Consider the following 17,787-nt stretch of genomic DNA (forward strand, 5'->3'; position numbering starts at 1 on the left):
TCAATCTGAGCCATGATCAAACTCTTCAATTTAAGATTTTGTGACTCAATGAATACTGATTACATTCCCTATTCTTACGAATAGTGACTGTGAATTGACTGTGCCGATAATAAATTATCGATTGGTCACTCAGTTCATTGAAATCATTTGATACCGAAGTATCTGTTTGCCTTTGCTTAATAAAAGCGAAAACAAACTTAGTGATATTCATCAACGAGTGCCCACACAGATTGATAGGTTCTAATTTTTAAAGAGCTTCTAGCGTTTTGTGATTCATATCTCACTTGCTAGGGGTGCGTACTATACTCGCACCGTTTTGAGAGTCAAGCGTTATTTTCAAACTCTTTTTTCTCTACCGATTTCAGTGTGTGACTTCCGTCTCACTCCGTGTCGGTGAGGCGGCATTATAGAGAGATTCGAATGGAGCGCAAGGGCTTTTTTAAATAAAAATTTCGTTCGACTAAAAAGCCATCAAAAGCGCTTATTTTGAATAAAAACTAAACATTTGAGACGCATCACAGCAATACATTGGAAAAATACAAACCATGAACGTAAGATTCATGTGTCTATTTTGTTAATAGTAGATGCGTCTATTTCGTTTATTAATATGTAGTAATCCGATATGAATTCAAAAAAATCGATGTTGTTAATTGTCGCACTGGCTGTATTAGGCGGCATTGTGTTTTCACAGGTTGATATATCGCCTGCAATTACTTTCGTTCTCGGTGTCTTGGCTTCTGCTTTTATTCTTAACCTTTCAAGCTCAGACACAAAATCAGATTCAGAACCTAAAGCTTCAACTCAAACCCTATACGTAGGTAACCTTCCATATAAAGCCAATGAATCACACGTTCGCGAACTTTTCTCTGAACACGGTGAAGTTTTTGCCGTCAGACTAATGAAAGATAAGCGCACAGGTAAAAGAAGAGGATTTGGTTTTGTCGTGATGGCCAGCAACGATGTCAATAACGCCATTGCTAGCTTAAATGATAAAGATTATATGCAGCGTACATTGAAAGTACGTATTGCGAATGACCCTAAGCACCCTGAAGCGGACGGATCTGAACAGGCGTAAAACCCATTCCTTTTAATGTTCTATTAAGTGCACCTTCTTTTCTTAGGGGTGCACTACAATATACTTCTCTTTTTCCAGCTACTTTATCTTCACTTTCCACTTCTAATAAGCTTTGTACACGATTGGCGATCGCATTGCCTGAGTCCACCAGCATGACTTCTTTTCCCATGACGCTTTGGATCTCTTCTTTGATCAACGGGAAATGTGTACACCCTAATACAGCGACATCAACAAGGTTAATCATTGGACTGAGGATTTGAGCCAATTCCTCGAGATTAATCTGCTCTCCACGTAATTTCTCTTCAGCCATATCCACAAGCTTTGTCGACCCCAAGAGTTCAACGTGTTTATCACTAGAAAAGCTTTTAATTAGGTCGTGTGTATATTGACGGGTAATGGTTGCAGGCGTTGCAATCAGACCAACGGCTTTGTTTGCCAGAAGAGAGGCTGGTTTAATTGCCGGAACTACACCAACGATAGGAATGGTATGACTAGCACGTAAGGTGGGAAGAACAATGGTACTTGCGGTATTGCATGCAATCACAACGATATCGATAGCATGGCTTTCAACAAAACTAGTCACTATTCGCTGAACTCGCTCAATCAGAACCTGCTGATCTAGTTCGCCATAAGGGTACGCTTCGTTATCGAAGGCATAGATATAGTTATGATTAGGCAGTAGCTTGTTTATCTCTTTGTAGACAGATAAGCCCCCCACTCCCGAATCAAACACCAGTATGTTTTTTAGTTGCTCGCCTAACACTGCATCTACCTATAAGAAAGTTCGCAGCAATCATACCCCTTCACTTATTAATCGCCAACTTAGTCACGACTTATGTTAGCCAAGTAACGTTGATGAACAAAGCGCTCTCCTCTGTCTATATCAAGTAACGAGATCTTTATTTCTCCATTAAACGATGGCGCTTTAGTTACTAGAGTGTGGAACTCTCCATCCTCTCCGCAAGGATCGATATTATTTGGAAGATTCTCCACCAATGATTTTGTATAGGCGCGGCCACAATACTCTGCTGACAAAGCGTTGGTATCAATGGTCACTAAAAAGGTTTCGATACCTCGATCTATTATCTCATTGGCTAGCTTGTCACTATCTTCTCCAAGCAGTGGGAATACACACTCCCAACCAGCAGGTTCAATATAACTTCGACGATAATCAGCAATGCCATTACAGAACATGTCGCCAAATGCCACGGCATCAATGACTAGATTCGATTGCTTCAATGCATTAACAATAGTGTCCTGATAAATCTCGTTTGATGGGAACACTTCCGGCAGCTCAATCATGATGATAGGTAAACCGAGCAGTTCCGCCTGCATGGCGACTACTTCTTTTGGGGTTGCTTGAAAAGGGACTTCGTCGCCGACATAAGTTGTGTATAGACCAACCACTTCACAGTCATGACTTTCTACTAGTCGCTCGAGGGTTAACGTGGAGTCTTTACCAGAAGACCAACTGATGATGACTTTCTTTTTCATATTGGATATCTATCGATAAGAAAAAACCGCCCGAAGGCGGTTTAGGTAATTAGAATTGGTATGCCAAGTTAAGGTAATACGCTCTTTCAGCAGCAGGATAACCTAGAGCCGTTTCATACTCTTCATCGAATAAGTTATCTACACGAGCACTGATTGTTGTATTTTCATTTGCATAATAGCTAACGGCTGTATCAACCAATGAGTAAGACGGTAGAGTTACATCACTATAAGGCCATGTTCCATAATTAACATCAGGTCGTTTTCCAACATATTGATAGCTTATCGACCAATCAACAACATCAAAGGCTACAAGCGCATTCCACTTGTATAGCTCTTTGGCTCTACGTTGTAATTGCTTACCGTCATCACCCTCGGCATCTTTATAATCTGCACTTAATTGGTGTTGCACTATGCCTGTATCAAACTCAGCAGTAAGTTCCACTCCTTGAATATGAGTCTCACCATCAACGTTAATATACTTGTAAGTTGTTGGGTGATAGTCAATCAGGTTCGTTATCTTGTAATCATATCCTGTTAGCGTCCAATATACTTCTTTCACTACGCCATAAAAACCGAACTCAATCGCGTCAGATTCTTCAGGCTTAAGATCTTGAGTTCCGTATGAAGGGTCATACTGTTGATAAAGGTTCGGCGCTTTAAACGCTGTACCATAGGATGTTTTGATGCCAAATTCAGGAATGAACTGATAACCAGCACCTAGGTTATAGGTAGTCTCAGTTCCAAACTCTTCGTTATCATCAACCCTAGCGCTAGCTTCTAGAGTCGCTGACTCTACAGTCACTGATGACAAACCAAACAGAGCTAGGTTCGAACGATCGAAGGTTTTGTTTGCATTCTTATCAACGTAAGATTCATCACGCCAGTCTGCGCCACCAGCAAGAACTACATTTTTGTTTAGTCGATAGCTGTTAGTCCATTGAACATTAGTTTGTTCAAGTTCATCTTGGCTGCCTGAAGTTTTGCTTTTGCCATACTCGTAGTTCCATGAGTCTTGGCTTTGAACAGTAGCTTGTAGCTCTGAACGAAGCATAGAGCCTTGGTAAACACCACCAATAGATACTGATAAGTCGTCCTTTTCAGACTCCATGTAACTGCGCGTCCCACTATATGTATTGTCATACTGATAGATGTTTTCGTACGCGCGAACATTTCCAAAAACGCTAAACTGCTCATTCAAGTTGTGGGTATAACCGACTAAGCCATTTAATGTTTCGAAACCATGTCGGTCACCATCATTAACACCAGGAACAGGTTTAACGTTATAACCTTCGTCGCTTTCATGGCTGAGTGCTAGATTTAGCTGACCATTTTCAGACGTTGCGACACCTGATGCTAAGCTTAGTTCTTGGTAATCTAAGCTACCCAAGCCCGCACTCAATGTTGTTGACTCTTCAGTCGCACGAGCAATAGTAATGATATTAATTACACCACCGATTGCTTCCGAACCGTATAAAGATGCTCGAGCTCCTCGAACGTACTCGATACGTTGAACGTAACTTAAAGGAATTTGGTTGAAGTCAACTGCACCCTTTGCTGCTCTAGCAAATCGAACCCCATCAACCAAAACCAGTACCTGATCGGAGCTTGTACCACGAACGAATATAGAAGCTAGCTGACCTCTACCACCATTTTGCGTAATTTGAATCCCTGTCAGACGACGAAGTACATCAGGAATTGTTTTAGCTTGTGTTCTTTGAAAGTCTTGACGAGTTACCACTTCAACATCGGCTAGCGTTGAAGCTGCAGATTGCTCAAAACGGTTCGCCGTAACCACCATGGTTTCATCGGCAGAGGCTTCTTGGGCGTGTAAATTGGAGATAGGTGAAAGCAGCGACGCTACAGCTATCGCTAAAAGGGATTTGTTCATATTGTGATCCTAAATCGCGTAAATTCCTACCAAGCCAACAGCTGTGACTTAGCTGCTGGCAGGTATTCGGACTCAAGAGCTCAACCCAATGGTTACCTAATATTCGACTTCCCACACAATCCTATATGCAGTGTCTTAGTGAATACTCGTTCTCTTTTACCGCTGCGCGTCAGTTCTGGATTCACACCAGATTCCCTTTTCAGCCATCTATACATCTAAATGGCACCAGCTTGCGAAGGATAGTATTGCCCTATGGATAATTTGTCTAGTCTAAGATAGTTATAAGCTATAGTTTTCATGGCCAATTTACAGGTAATGGCTCTCAACACTGGACAAGAGGCTGTGATTGAATAAAATCTGCGCTCTTGATTTGAACGCACCACAGCAAAAGGCATAACAATGGCGACTTTAGATGTAAACCCGCAACGCTACCAAGAACAACTAACAGAAAAGACCGAGCGTCTGACTGAGATGTTCTCACAATACAATGTGCCTGAACTAGAAGTGTATGAATCACCAGAACAGCACTACCGTATGCGTGCAGAGTTCCGCGTATGGCATGAAGGTGATGACATGTACTACGTGATGTTCAATCAAGAAACCAAAGAAAAATACCGCGTTGATCAGTTCCCAGCGGCAAGCCGCCTTATTAACGATTTAATGCCACTACTAATGGAAGCAATGAAGGGTAACCCATCACTGCGCCATAAACTTTTTCAAGTAGACTTCCTTTCAACGTTAAGTGGTGAAGTACTGGTATCGCTTCTGTACCACCGTCAGCTTGATGAAGAGTGGATTGAAAATGCGAAAGCACTTAAGCAACAGCTTAATGACGAAGGTTTCAATCTCAACCTGATTGGCCGCGCACGTAAGATGAAGATTGTGCTAGACCAAGACTACGTAATTGAAAAGCTGAACGTGAATGGCGACAGCTACATTTACCAACAAGTAGAGAACAGCTTCACGCAGCCGAACGGCAAGATTGCAGAAAAAATGTTGGAATGGGCGGTAGACTGTACTCAGGAAAGCAAAGGTGATCTGCTTGAACTGTACTGTGGTAACGGTAACTTCTCATTGGCACTGGCTCAAAACTTTGAGCGAGTTCTAGCAACAGAACTGGCTAAGCCATCAGTAGATTCTGCGCAATACAATATTGCGGCAAACAACATCGACAACGTACAGATCATTCGTATGTCGGCGGAAGATTTTACTGAAGCAATGGAAGGTAAGCGCGAGTTCCGTCGTCTAAAACAAGCGAATGTCGACCTAAAGAGCTACAACTGCAACACGATCTTTGTTGATCCGCCGCGATCAGGTATGGATGTTGATACGTGTAAAATGGTACAAGGCTATGAACGCATCATGTACATCTCTTGTAACCCAGACACGCTTAAAGAGAACTTAGACATTCTAAGCGAAACTCACAACATCACGCGTTTTGCTCTGTTCGATCAGTTCCCATACACTCACCACATGGAAGCCGGTGTATTCTTAGAGCGTAAAGCTAAATAGAAACAACGAATACAAAAGAATCGGTTTTGACGATCGATTCTTTGAATCAAAAAAAACGAGCCACGCGGCTCGTTTTTTATTATCTATTCAACTTAACTTACGCTGATTTAGACATGAATCCTAGTTTCTTGCCTACCCATGCGAGTAGCAGCATTGCCACGATAATAGCAAAGAAGTTAGAGCCCGCTTCTGGGTGCTGTGCCTTCACAAACGCCGAGTGGCCAAATGCACCAACGAAGAAACACGCTAGGCCTACTAGTGGAATATCTTCAGATACTGGGTTTGCTAGGTACTCTTGGTATAGAGCTTGAACAGCCAGTACTAGTGCAATAAGAGGGAAAATAGAGAAACCAACTTCGCTCATCGTTACCCAAGATAACAATGCGTCACCACAAACACCCGCAACAAGAGCCAGTACTAGTGTTTTTCTTTCTGAACCGCGGTTCACAGTATTCTTTTCATTCGACATTATTCAATCCCGCCTTTTAGTCGGTTACGTTCACGTTCTTTGCGATACCAATAAGCCCCTTTGGCTATCATTCGCAATTGCATAATCAACCGCTCTGCAAGTTCATCTCGCTCACGGCTATTTAAATCCAAAGCTTCTGCGCCGGAACTAAATACCAAGGTGACTGATGCTTCTGCTTGGGTAAAAGCCTCTTCACGAGTCATCCCCGTACCTATTAGATATTCCGTCATTTCCGCAACAAAGTGCTGCATTTCTCTTGCGACGGCTGTTCGAAACTCAAATGAGGTTCCCGAACGTTCGCGCAATAACAGTCTGAATACGTTTGGGCTGCTTTCGATGAACTCCATAAAGGTTTCAACCGAGGTGCGGATAACACTGCCTTCTTTTACGATACGTTGCCTTGCCTGACGCATCAATTGACGCAACAACAAGCCGCCCTCATCGACCATGGTCAAACCGAGTTCATCCATATCTTTGAAGTGACGATAAAAAGAAGTTGGAGCAATGCCGGCTTCGCGAGCGACCTCTCTTAAGCTCAGGTTTGAAAAACTACGATCAGCGCTCAGCTGACTAAACGCAGCATCAATTAAGCTTCGACGAGTTTTTTCTTTTTGCTGTGCGCGAATTCCCATTGGTTTCATACTTTATTAAATTCTTCTTTTACAGCCTAAACAGGCATGCCTAATACTCAGATAAATATAACGCGAATCGCTCTAATTTATAAGGCATTCTCGCTATATATGACATCAGACACACCTCTTTGTTCACGTACCGAAGTAAATACGTTCGAGAACAAAATTTCAATCTCGGAGCTGTAATTTGGAGACATACAACATACCAAATATGACTTTTTCTGTAACACTGCGTGATCAGCTCGACTCTCTGATGTCCTTTTGATGTACCAAATAACGGAATCAGTTAAAATCTCGCTAAAGCAATGTTAAACAAATATAACAAGGAAGATTTCTATGTCGCATTCGAACCACTTTGATGTGATCGTGATTGGTAGTGGCCCTGGCGGTGAAGGGGCAGCGATGGGATTAACCAAAGCCGGGTTGAATGTTGCCATCATTGAGAAAGAGAGCAGTGTTGGTGGCGGGTGTACACACTGGGGTACTATCCCATCAAAGGCACTACGACATGCAGTAAGCCGTATTATCGAATTTAATAACAACCCACTCTTTTGCCAAAACAATAAAAGCCTCCACGCCACCTTCTCAGACATTCTTGGTCACGCCAAATCCGTTATCGACAAACAGACACGACTTCGCCAAGGTTTCTATGACCGCAACCAATGCACGTTAGTCTTTGGTACTGCACGCTTTATCGATAGCAACACGGTTTCTGTTATGCAAAGCGACGGTACGGAAGAGCTCTACTCTGCCGATAAATTTGTTATTGCGACCGGCTCAAGACCTTATCAACCGGACAATGTCGACTTCTTACATGAACGTATCTACGACAGCGACTCAATCTTGTCACTAAAACACGATCCGCAACACATCATCATATACGGTGCTGGGGTTATTGGGTGTGAGTACGCTTCTATCTTCCGTGGATTGGGTGTGAAGACAGATCTTATCAACACGCGAGACCGCCTACTCTCTTTCCTTGATAACGAGACATCTGATGCTCTGTCATATCACTTCTGGAATAGCGGTGTGGTGATTCGCAATGATGAAACATTTGATCGAATTGAAGGCACAGACGATGGCGTCATTATTCATCTGGAATCAGGCAAAAAAATGCGTGCCGACTGTTTGCTTTACGCCAATGGCCGAACGGGTAACACCGACAAACTCAACCTCGGTGCCGTTGGTTTAGAAGCCGATTCACGTGGTCAAGTTTCTGTAAACGCAAACTATCAAACCAATGTGAGTCACGTATACGCGGTGGGTGATGTGATTGGTTACCCTAGCTTAGCAAGTGCAGCGTATGACCAAGGTCGATTTGTGGCACAAGCGATTGTAAAAGGTGAAGCAGAAAGCCATCTGATCGAAGATATTCCAACAGGTATCTACACAATTCCAGAGATCAGTTCGGTTGGTAAAACAGAACAAGAGCTAACCGCAGCAAAAGTACCTTACGAGGTCGGACGCTCTTCATTCAAACACCTAGCCCGTGCACAAATTGCAGGTAAAGACATCGGTAGCTTGAAGATTCTATTCCATCGTGAAACCAAAGAGATCTTAGGCATCCACGTCTTTGGTGAGCGTGCCGCAGAAATCATTCACATCGGCCAAGCAATTATGGAACAGAAAGGCGAAGCGAATACCATCGAGTATTTCGTGAACACGACGTTCAACTATCCGACTATGGCGGAAGCTTATCGTGTTGCCGCCCTAAATGGTTTAAACCGTTTATTCTAAGTTTGTGTACAGCTTAGCAAGCATTTGACCACCCATAGGCCAAATACTAAAGCAGCAAGCCTTCACGCTTGCTGCTTTATTAAAATTCAATCACTTAGCTACAAAATGCAGTAATTAGATCATGATGTTCTAAATGCTTATCGAACTGTACACTAAGCTAAGAACTCATTACGTTTCCACTGCTTAACGAACAACACCGCTAGCCCTACCCCACGCATACCCATGAAACAAATCATTGCAAACCAGAGTGCATGGTTCTCTAAGGATGAAGCTAAAAAGAAGATAAGGAAGAAAGTGCAGGTCGCAACAAACATGCTATTGCGCATCTCTTTCCCCTTGGTCGCCCCGATAAAAATGCCATCCAATAAGAAGCACCACATCGACACCAGCGGCATTGCCACTAACCAAGGCAAGTAAATCACCGCCTGCGCTTTTACCTCAGGTATGGTTGTGATCATATTTATCATGTTGCTGCCTAGCGTCATGAACACTAAGGTCAAACCAAGACAAATGATTAAGCTCCAGAAAAAAGTACCAATCAGCGACTGATTCAGCTCTTGCTTATCTTTAGCACCGATGGCTTTACCTACCATAGCCTCCATCGCATAAGCGAAACCATCCATGCCGTAAGAGATGATCATCAAGAAGCTCATTAACACCGCATTGGCAGCAACCACGTCATCACCAAAGCTGGCACCTTGGAAGGTCATAAAGGTAAACGTAGCCTGTAGGCACAGAGAGCGTAAAAAGATATCGCGATTGAGTTTTACAAAGCGAGATAGCCCTTGAGTAGTTTGTTTTGCCAAAGACAAAATGCTAGGCAGCTGTTTCTTTGACCAAACGCGAGCCACGCATGTCAAACCAAACAGTAGACCCATATAGTCTGCAAGCACCGAAGCATAAGCTGCTCCTTCGACTTGCCAACCTAGTCCAATTACGAACACCACATCAAAAACAATATTCGTGACGTTGGTGATGATCACCATCCACATCGGCGCTTTGGCATTTTGCGTTCCCAGCAGCCATCCAAGAATCACAAAGTTACTCAGTGCTGCGGGAGCGCTCCAAGCACGAATCGAAAAATACTGTTCACCATAAAACTTCACCTGGTCACTGGCACTACTCAAAGAGAACACCACATCGGCGATCATGCCATGCAGCAGCAAGAACAGTGCAGCAAAGCCTAAGCTCATCGTAATACCCTGCACGAACACTAAACCCAGTTGCTGACTATCACTGGCACCGTATGATTGCGCCGCCAAACCTGTGGTCGACATTCGAAGAAAGCCAAGGAGCCAGAAGGTCACGCTGATCATGGTGCCACCAAGCGCAACGCCTCCCAGATACCAAGCATGCTCTAGGTGACCAATAACAGCTGCATCAACCAAGCCAAGCAGAGGAACGGTAATGTTGGAGAGAACCATAGGTATCGCGAGCATTAATACTCGCTGGTGAACCGATAAATTCGTTAAAGTTTGAACAATTGATTGGGGAAGAAATAGCTTCACGATCACCTCTTTGATTTGAGGTGATAGTTTAACCTAGGGGATAGAGATTCACTACGTGATGACGAGAGCCGAATAAAGAACTAGAAGTAGCAGGAAATAGATCTACCACTTCATCACGATAAGCTGTGGGGTCAGTCGTTTCTTAAATTGCGTTAACTTACTCACCATTCTTTGCCAAAGCTTCCAGCGGTTACATTGCTGATCCAATGGAGAGAAAGCTTTGATCCATTGAGTCCACGGGAGCCAATTTAATACGCTATCCATTGGGGAAGCCAAACCATGAGCGTATTCGCCTGAACCCAGTTTTTGTCCAAGCTTGCTTGAACTCTTGTCGCCAGCCAATACTAAACAAGCGTGAGCATGAGTAAATTGACGACTCAATACTTGAATAAAATGCGCCGTGGTTTGTTCATCACAATCAAGCAATGCGTGCTCACAAACAATCATCACGGGAGCTTGTTCTGGGATGTTCAGCTCATCAAGCCACGTCAGATCATTGACCGAACCACACTCTAAGCGATAGCGTTCATTCTTGTGGAATAGACGCTGGCGCCATACCAAGTTTTCAGTGACATCCAATTCAACCCAATGACAGCGACCGTTATCTAAACGGTAGAAGCGTGTATCAAGCCCTGCCCCGACGTTAATTATCCAAGCGTCAGGGTTATGCGATAAATATTGTTGGATTTGATTATCACAAAGCTGAGTGAGCGTCGCGTATAGAAGCTGTTGCTGATCGAGTTCACCGGTTAAACATTCAGGAGCAAGACGACAACGGGTGCACGCTTGTGCAGCGATTGGATCATACACAAGGCCGTCATCAGCTAAACTTTCTCGACTGCGAAACCAAAGCGGTTGAATAAGATTACTGGGAACATGAAATTCAGAATGAGACATGTCTTGCTGCGCCATCGGTCGACGAGCAGCGCTGCGCTTGGAGGAAAGCGGTGTTAACTGAGGTTTGTTTTGATTAGACATGTTCATCTTCCTTGTAACTCAACAAGGAAGATGATAATGAATATCAATTACAATGGCAAGTTATTGAGAATAAATATCAATAACTCATTGTGTGATATTACATCCAATCAGTGTTGCGAATGATACCAACCGCCAAGCCTTCAATGGCTAAGTGTTGGGTTTCAAGATCCACTTGGATTGGAGAAAACTCTTCATTTTCAGCATGTAGCAGCACCGTTGAGCCTTTGCGCTCTAGACGTTTAACTGTTACATCATCATCGACACGAGCTACAACAACCTGACCATCGCGTACATCTTGCGTCTTGTGCACAGCCAGTAGATCGCCATCCATAATACCGATGTCTTTCATACTTTCGCCATTAACGCGCAGTAGGAAGTCTGCTTGTGGCTTGAACATACCAGGGTCAACTTGGTAATGCGTTTCTACATGCTCTTGTGCAAGGATAGGCTCACCCGCTGCCACTTGACCGATCAAAGGCAAACCTTCTTCGTCATTGGCTGCGTCATCAAGCAAGATGCGAATACCACGAGACGCACCCGGAATGATCTCAATAGCTTCTTTTCGAGCTAGAGCTTTTAAATGTTCCTCTGCCGCATTAGCAGAGCGAAAGCCTAGTTCACGCGCGATTTCAGCACGTGTCGGTGGCATACCGGACTCTTCGATCTTGTTTTTAATCAGGTCGAAGACTTGTTGTTGGCGGGGCGTTAACGGCTTCATGAGTCACCTGTCTTTTTATACAGTTGACTGTGAGTATATCCAGTAACTGAACAAAAGCAAAGCAATTGGTTGTTTTTAGTTCATTTTTAAACAACCAGCTACTTTTTATGGCTTTGTAAACAGTCAGCTAAGCCATTGTTTTAATCAAAGCCTTTAAAAACTGGTGACAATTAAACCTATACTCAATCAGTCGATGAATGATTTTCCGCAAACTTAACGCCATTATGACTAATTCCATTAAAAGGTTAGACCAGTTTCTGGTATTCTTGCATCGATTAAATTTACGCCTAGGCCTATCCCTATTTTAAACCGAGTGAGCTTCACTAACTGAAAATAGAGATACGCTTGAGCATGACAAAAAACTACTGAGGCAGTGAACCTATATGTCTTCTGGACAATCTTTTTCACGTTCAATAATGAAGCTTCCTTTATCCGTATTGGTAAAAGGCACATCGATTCCTTCAAACCCAATTGAAGATTTGAACATTGATTTAGGCAAACCAATTGTATATGCGTTACCTTTCCGCTCGAGTGTCGACCTCCTAACGCTACAAAAACATGCACTAGAGCTTGGTCTTCCTGATCCACTGAGCCCACTTGAGATTAATGGTAAATCACTGCAACGCTACGTGTTTATCGCGTCACGCAAAACCCTAGTTCAAGATGACGACCACGTACCAAGCTCATCGATCGCAGTATTCACGGAGCTGCTTCAGCTTCACGAGTCTGACTCAGAGCTAGACGTTCAGGTTATCCCAGCCACAGTATTGTGGGGGCGCAAACCGGGTAAAGAAAATACCCAAAAACCTTATCTACAAGCGATGAACGGCCTAGAGAAATCGAAAGCGGTTCTATTAGCAGGTCGCGACTGTTTAGTCCGTTTCAGCCCAGTAGTATCACTACGCTACATGGCAAACTCACACGGTACTGATAGCACGATTGCACACAAGCTCGCACGCGTAGCACGTATCCACTTCTCGCGCCAAAAATTGGCAGCGTCGGGCCCGAACCTTCCAAGTCGCCAAGCGCTGTTCGATCGCTTACTAAAATCAGAAGCGATCAAGAAAGCGATTGAAGATGAAGCGAAGTCAAAGAACATCTCAATTGAGAAAGCCAGTGAAGAAGCGCAAGACATCATGGATGAGATTGCGGCTAACTTCTCTTACTCACTAATTAAGCGTGGTGAGAAAATACTAGGCTGGCTATGGAACAAACTGTACCAAGGCCTGCACATCAACAATGCGTCTACGGTTCGTAAACTGGCACAAGATGGTCACGAGATCGTCTATGTACCATGTCACCGTAGCCACATGGATTACCTACTGCTCTCTTATGTGCTTTACCATGAAGGCATGGTTCCGCCACACATCGCAGCCGGTATTAACCTTAACTTCTTCCCAGCGGGACCAATCTTCCGTCACGGCGGTGCTTTCTTCATTCGTCGTAGCTTTAAAGGCAACAAACTGTACTCTACGATTTTCCGTGAGTATCTAGCCGAGCTATTCGCGAAAGGTTATTCCGTTGAGTACTTCAGTGAAGGTGGTCGCTCTCGTACTGGTCGTCTACTGCAGGCGAAAACTGGCATGCTGGCGATGACTATTCAGGCAATGTTGCGTGGTATGAATCGTCCCGTAACGTTAGTGCCTGTTTACATTGGCTACGAGCACGTAATGGAAGTGGCAACTTACGCCAAAGAGCTACGTGGTAAGCGCAAAGAGAAAGAGAATGCTGGCTTAGTGCTTCGTACGATTCGCAAGCTACGCAACTTTGGTAAAGGCTACGTTAACTTCGGTGAGCCAATTCAGCTAAACCAATACCTGAATGAGCATTCTCCAGAATGGACTAAAGACATCGATCCGATTGGCACTAGCAAGCCACAATGGATGACTCCAGTTGTGAACGACCTGGCGACTAAGATGATGACTCACATTAATGATGCAGCGGCAACCAACGCGCTGACTCTGTGTGCGACAGCTCTACTAGCTTCACGTCAACGCGCACTATCTCGTGACTCACTGGTATCACAGATCGATTGTTACTTATCGATACTGAAGAATGTGCCTTACTCTGAGACATTCACGGTACCAAAAGACAGCGCAGAAGATTTAGTGAAACACGCTGAGTCTTTGAATAAGTTCCTCATTGAATCAGACACGATGGGCGACATTATTTCGCTCGACCGTCACCAGTCGATCCTGATGACTTACTACCGTAACAACATCATTCACCTATTCGCACTGCCATCACTGGTTGCGCAGATGCTGATTCGTCAACGCGAGCTGTCGATTACAGATATTCAAAAGAACGTGGCGATTATCTACCCGTTCCTTAAGAAAGAGCTATTCCTTAGCTACCCAAAGGATACGTTAGAGGAAGTGGTCGCTAACATCATCTCTGAACTGGAACGCCAGGGTATGATCATGGTGAAAGACAACGAAGTCACGATCAACCAATCGAATAGCCAACCTCTGATGCTATTAGGTCGCACAATCTCTGAAACGCTACAGCGCTACTCTATCGCATTGAACCTTCTGGTAGAGAACCCAGATCTAGACAAATCCGAGCTTGAGCAGAAGAGCCAAGATATCGCTCAGCGTCTAGGTCGTCTGCACGGTATTAACGCTCCGGAGTTTTTCGATAAGGGTGTATTCGCATCTATGTTCGCGACGCTAAAACAGCAAGCGTACCTAGATAGCGATGGTAACTGCGACTTAGAGAAGACCACTGTTTTCGCTAAGCTGCTTTACTCAATGCTTTACCCAGAAGTACGCTTGACGATTCAAGAGAGCATCCATCAAGCGGAATAACAACGCGAGATACAGTAAAGGCACCCAATGGGTGCCTTTTTTATATTTATCTGTTTTTTTTTCTAGTTTTTTACCAGAATGCGATAAGCAAGCCTGCGGTTACTGCCATTCCAACATAGTTGTTATTTAAGAAGGCTTGGAAGCAGAGGTCTCGGTCACGATGACGAATGAGATGCTGCTGATAGACAAACAACCCGCCAACAACAAGTAGGCTCCAGTAAAAGCTCCCGCCCAACTGATAGTGCATACCCAGTGCAATCAACATCACCAAGGTAATTAACTGCAGAACACCAATCACTAGCTTATCTTGGCGCCCGAACAGAATCGCAGTCGACTTAATACCAATCTTAAGGTCATCATCTCGATCAACCATCGCATACTGAGTGTCATAAGCGATGGTCCACAGAGCGTTAATCGCAAATACAAACCATACTACGCCCGGTAGCTCATTGGTTTGCGCTGCCCACGCCATTGGGATAGCCCAACTAAAGGCTAAGCCTAGGAATAACTGAGGCAAGTGAGTGAAGCGCTTCATAAAAGGATAAATAAACGCTAACCCAACACCAATAAACGACAACTGGATCGTCAGTGTGTTCATGGTTAAGACCAGTAGAAACGAGACTATAGCCAGAACCAAGAACAGAGCGATCGCCTCTTTACTGGTGACGATGCCCGAAGGTAAAGGTCGCTGCTTAGTCCGCTTAACATGGCCATCAACCTTACGATCGGCGAAATCATTAATCACACACCCTGCCGAGCGCATCAACACGACACCCAACACAAACACCACCAATACCGACAGATCTGGCAAGCCATTCGCGGCAATCACTAAAGCCCACAAGGTTGGCCAAAGCAACAATAAGGTTCCAATTGGGCGATCCATTCGCGTTAACTGCCAATACGCCTTCGCTTTTGTGGCGAGCATTTACACACTCTCCTTAGAGTAAATGGGTGAAGTTGGTAAAAAAAGTTCCGCCACTAACATTGGCTTATGGTTCATCCATAAACGTGAGCGGCGAGCAAGCAGACGCTCTTCGCCTATCATAACCCAACCGACTTGCAGTGCATCACGCTTAACGTTTTCTGCGCTAAACACCGTCAACCCGAGTGGTACATTGCCCTGTTGAGATAGATCTGAGTGTTGGTCATCCAAAGTAAGGCGTGGAATTAACGTGCGGCCAAGTACCCAAGGCTCGCCGTCTCCCTTCAGAATAACCTTACGAAGTAAGCAATCTGATGATGAAAGCAAGGTCTCTTCGTCGTGTTGTAGTGTTGAGCGTTCCACGACTTGATTATGAAGTAACTCGACCGATAAGTGCTCGCAGCACTCACCTAAACGACGAGATAACGAGCCTTGCTCCATTAACCACCCTTTGATGGTTTGATTCGGAAAATCAAATTTTTCTGTATTTTGCCAATCTACATTCATTAACGAATTAAGATACAGCGATATTGGCTGATTCATACTGGTATTCAATAGGTGACTTTACACGTACAATAAAGCATCAACTTCCGAGCTGTTTTAACCGCAAGCTGTGTTATAAACGTATTTAGATTTAGACCGCTCATTGTAACAAGACAAACGCGTTTCGAATATCGCGATTAAACTAAAGAAAAGTCACAAATATGCACAAACGTTATGTAGCCCAAATATTTCTAGCAATCACCCTACTTTTTTCTTTGCCTTCATTGGCGGAGGAGGAATCTGCACCCAAGCTGGCGTACTTCACGCTAGAACCGGATCTCACTACTAACTTTTATACTAAAGGTAAGAAGCTGGGTTACATTCAAGTGCGCATCGACATTATGGTTGCGAACTCAACCGACCTTCCAGCGATTGAACTGCATCAGCCTCTTATTCGTGATGCAGTGATCGAGCTACTTGGTAAGCAGAATGAAGAGACGATTAAATCGCTATCTGGCCGAGAAGACTTACGCAAAACCTTAGTGGATCGACTCAATGAAATCCTATTGCCTGAAACAGGCAAGACCATTATTGCTGACCTATTGTTTACCAAGTACTTGTACCAATAGAGCAATGACAAAATCGAGATCAAAAAAGCGGCTCCATCGAGCCGCTTTTTCGTATTTAGAAGGAAACCGATTGAGGTATCGTTAAGCGATATGTTTTGCTTTCATCGAGTCTACCCAGCCGATTCCCACGCCAGCAATCAAACCTGCGAGGTGCGCTGTATTGGCAATGGCCATAAATGGCTGCATATACCCCAGAACTAACCAAATCAGCATGAAGCCGACGATCTGGCGAGGTATGGTTAACCCCATTTGCGGAGCTTTGGTGCTCACGACCCACAGGTAACCAACTAACGCGTAAACCACCCCTGATAGACCGCCAAAGTTAGCCCCCTCAACCCAATACTGCCCAGCGCCAGATAACGCGGATGAAATAGCGAAGATCTGCAACAACTTAAGGCCACCGAGTTTCTTTTCGATATCGCCACCTAACTGCCACCACCACAGTATATTGAACGCAATATGCATAACGGAAAAGTGAAGCACGGCATGGCTTAGCCAACGCCACAACTGCCACTGCTGTCCATCCAAAGCAGGAAAATGCAGCATTTGAAAGATTTGCTGATTAAAACCAAGCTGCTGAAGAATAAAAATCACCACACACAGCAGCATAATACTGAGTGTTACTGGGCCAGCTTTAGACTTAAGCATGCTTAAAAAACTCGGAGTATGGTAATGAAACTGGTTTTTACGCGTTTCTGCCACATCCCAAGAGGCCGCTTGATAACGTTTATGGGTAGGTTCAGACAAAAAACGGTTGAGCTCCGCTTCTGTCTCAACTTGATGTTGGGCATCAATCAACCATAGTGCGACGCGCCCTTCTCCCTCTGGAGACATCTGAATTGAGATATGGCGCGACGCCATATAATCAATGAAAGCCTGCGCAACACGCGCATTATTCAATACCATCAATCTTACCATTGGAGTTTCCTGCTTAA

The 17,787-nt window shown here is 44.2% G+C and carries 16 protein-coding genes and 1 riboswitch; of the genes, 5 read left to right on the forward strand and 11 right to left on the reverse strand.

From position 1 onward, the window contains the following. Window positions 1-622 precede the first annotated feature (622 nt). Window positions 623-1,075 (forward strand): RNA-binding protein, encoded by a 453-nt coding sequence (locus L1D60_RS22570; protein ID WP_239843069.1) that lies wholly within the window; start codon window positions 623-625, stop codon window positions 1,073-1,075. On the opposite strand, the gene murI is transcribed toward L1D60_RS22570, so the two are convergent. Genes murI through btuB form a run of 3 tightly spaced genes read right to left on the reverse strand, consistent with a single transcriptional unit; the run spans window position 1,038 to window position 4,457 of the window. Then, on the reverse strand, window positions 1,038-1,838 hold the full coding sequence (gene murI / locus L1D60_RS22575) for a glutamate racemase (RefSeq protein ID WP_239843070.1): 801 nt from the start codon (window positions 1,836-1,838) through the stop codon (window positions 1,038-1,040). The genes L1D60_RS22570 and murI overlap by 38 nt on opposite strands. A 59-nt stretch (window positions 1,839-1,897) precedes the next feature. After that, window positions 1,898-2,569, reverse strand: a complete 672-nt coding sequence (locus L1D60_RS22580; protein WP_239843071.1) for an adenine nucleotide alpha hydrolase — start codon at window positions 2,567-2,569, stop codon at window positions 1,898-1,900. Between the two features lie 49 nt (window positions 2,570-2,618). Then, a complete protein-coding gene (gene btuB / locus L1D60_RS22585) occupies window positions 2,619-4,457 on the reverse strand; it encodes a TonB-dependent vitamin B12 receptor (RefSeq protein WP_239843072.1) in 1,839 nt (612 codons plus the stop codon). A 39-nt stretch (window positions 4,458-4,496) separates the two neighbouring features. Further along, a riboswitch (cobalamin riboswitch) is annotated at window positions 4,497-4,702 on the reverse strand. A gap of 154 nt (window positions 4,703-4,856) precedes the next feature. Between btuB and trmA the strand changes: the two genes are divergently transcribed. Then, window positions 4,857-5,969, forward strand: a complete 1,113-nt coding sequence (gene trmA, locus L1D60_RS22590) for a tRNA (uridine(54)-C5)-methyltransferase TrmA (RefSeq protein WP_150897424.1) — start codon at window positions 4,857-4,859, stop codon at window positions 5,967-5,969. Window positions 5,970-6,066: 97 nt separating this feature from the next. On the opposite strand, the gene L1D60_RS22595 is transcribed toward trmA, so the two are convergent. Both L1D60_RS22595 and fabR read right to left on the reverse strand, forming a co-directional pair. Beyond that, window positions 6,067-6,438, reverse strand: a complete 372-nt coding sequence (locus tag L1D60_RS22595) for a YijD family membrane protein (RefSeq protein WP_032553398.1) — start codon at window positions 6,436-6,438, stop codon at window positions 6,067-6,069. Further along, a complete protein-coding gene (gene fabR / locus L1D60_RS22600) occupies window positions 6,438-7,079 on the reverse strand; it encodes an HTH-type transcriptional repressor FabR (protein WP_032553397.1) in 642 nt (213 codons plus the stop codon). The genes L1D60_RS22595 and fabR overlap by 1 nt, the downstream gene beginning before the upstream one ends. Before the next feature lie 327 nt (window positions 7,080-7,406). On the opposite strand from fabR, the gene sthA reads away from it, so the two are divergent. Then, window positions 7,407-8,807 carry a Si-specific NAD(P)(+) transhydrogenase gene (gene sthA, locus L1D60_RS22605; protein ID WP_239843073.1) on the forward strand — a complete coding sequence of 467 codons (1,401 nt, stop codon included), beginning with the start codon at window positions 7,407-7,409 and terminating at the stop codon, window positions 8,805-8,807. A 152-nt stretch (window positions 8,808-8,959) separates the two neighbouring features. On the opposite strand, the gene dinF is transcribed toward sthA, so the two are convergent. The 3 genes from dinF to lexA all read right to left on the reverse strand — a co-directional run bounded on the left by dinF (window position 8,960) and on the right by lexA (window position 12,011). Continuing rightward, the gene (gene dinF, locus L1D60_RS22610; protein ID WP_239843075.1) at window positions 8,960-10,315 is read right to left on the reverse strand and encodes an MATE family efflux transporter DinF; all 1,356 of its coding nucleotides are present in this window, start codon (window positions 10,313-10,315) and stop codon (window positions 8,960-8,962) included. 102 nt (window positions 10,316-10,417) lie between these two features. After that, window positions 10,418-11,293, reverse strand: a complete 876-nt coding sequence (locus tag L1D60_RS22615) for a class I SAM-dependent methyltransferase (RefSeq protein ID WP_239843076.1) — start codon at window positions 11,291-11,293, stop codon at window positions 10,418-10,420. A gap of 97 nt (window positions 11,294-11,390) precedes the next feature. Further along, window positions 11,391-12,011: a transcriptional repressor LexA gene (lexA, locus tag L1D60_RS22620; RefSeq protein ID WP_032553391.1), complete on the reverse strand. Its 621-nt coding sequence runs from the start codon at window positions 12,009-12,011 to the stop codon at window positions 11,391-11,393. Between the two features lie 383 nt (window positions 12,012-12,394). On the opposite strand from lexA, the gene plsB reads away from it, so the two are divergent. Continuing rightward, window positions 12,395-14,818, forward strand: coding sequence for a glycerol-3-phosphate 1-O-acyltransferase PlsB (gene plsB, locus L1D60_RS22625; protein WP_239843077.1), 2,424 nt, complete (start codon window positions 12,395-12,397; stop codon window positions 14,816-14,818). A gap of 70 nt (window positions 14,819-14,888) precedes the next feature. On the opposite strand, the gene ubiA is transcribed toward plsB, so the two are convergent. Beyond that, on the reverse strand, window positions 14,889-15,743 hold the full coding sequence (gene ubiA / locus L1D60_RS22630; protein ID WP_239843078.1) for a 4-hydroxybenzoate octaprenyltransferase: 855 nt from the start codon (window positions 15,741-15,743) through the stop codon (window positions 14,889-14,891). After that, a complete protein-coding gene (locus L1D60_RS22635) occupies window positions 15,744-16,283 on the reverse strand; it encodes a chorismate lyase (protein ID WP_239843079.1) in 540 nt (179 codons plus the stop codon). 161 nt (window positions 16,284-16,444) lie between these two features. Between L1D60_RS22635 and L1D60_RS22640 the strand changes: the two genes are divergently transcribed. Then, window positions 16,445-16,852, forward strand: a complete 408-nt coding sequence (locus L1D60_RS22640) for a flagellar basal body-associated protein FliL (protein WP_032553386.1) — start codon at window positions 16,445-16,447, stop codon at window positions 16,850-16,852. Window positions 16,853-16,933: 81 nt separating this feature from the next. Here L1D60_RS22640 and glpG read toward each other — a convergent pair whose 3' ends face one another. Continuing rightward, window positions 16,934-17,770, reverse strand: a complete 837-nt coding sequence (gene glpG, locus L1D60_RS22645) for a rhomboid family intramembrane serine protease GlpG (protein ID WP_239843080.1) — start codon at window positions 17,768-17,770, stop codon at window positions 16,934-16,936. Window positions 17,771-17,787: the final 17 nt, after the last annotated feature.

Origin of the sequence: Vibrio sp. Isolate30 (assembly GCF_022397975.1) — a bacterium.
Lineage (GTDB): Bacteria > Pseudomonadota > Gammaproteobacteria > Enterobacterales > Vibrionaceae > Vibrio > Vibrio fortis.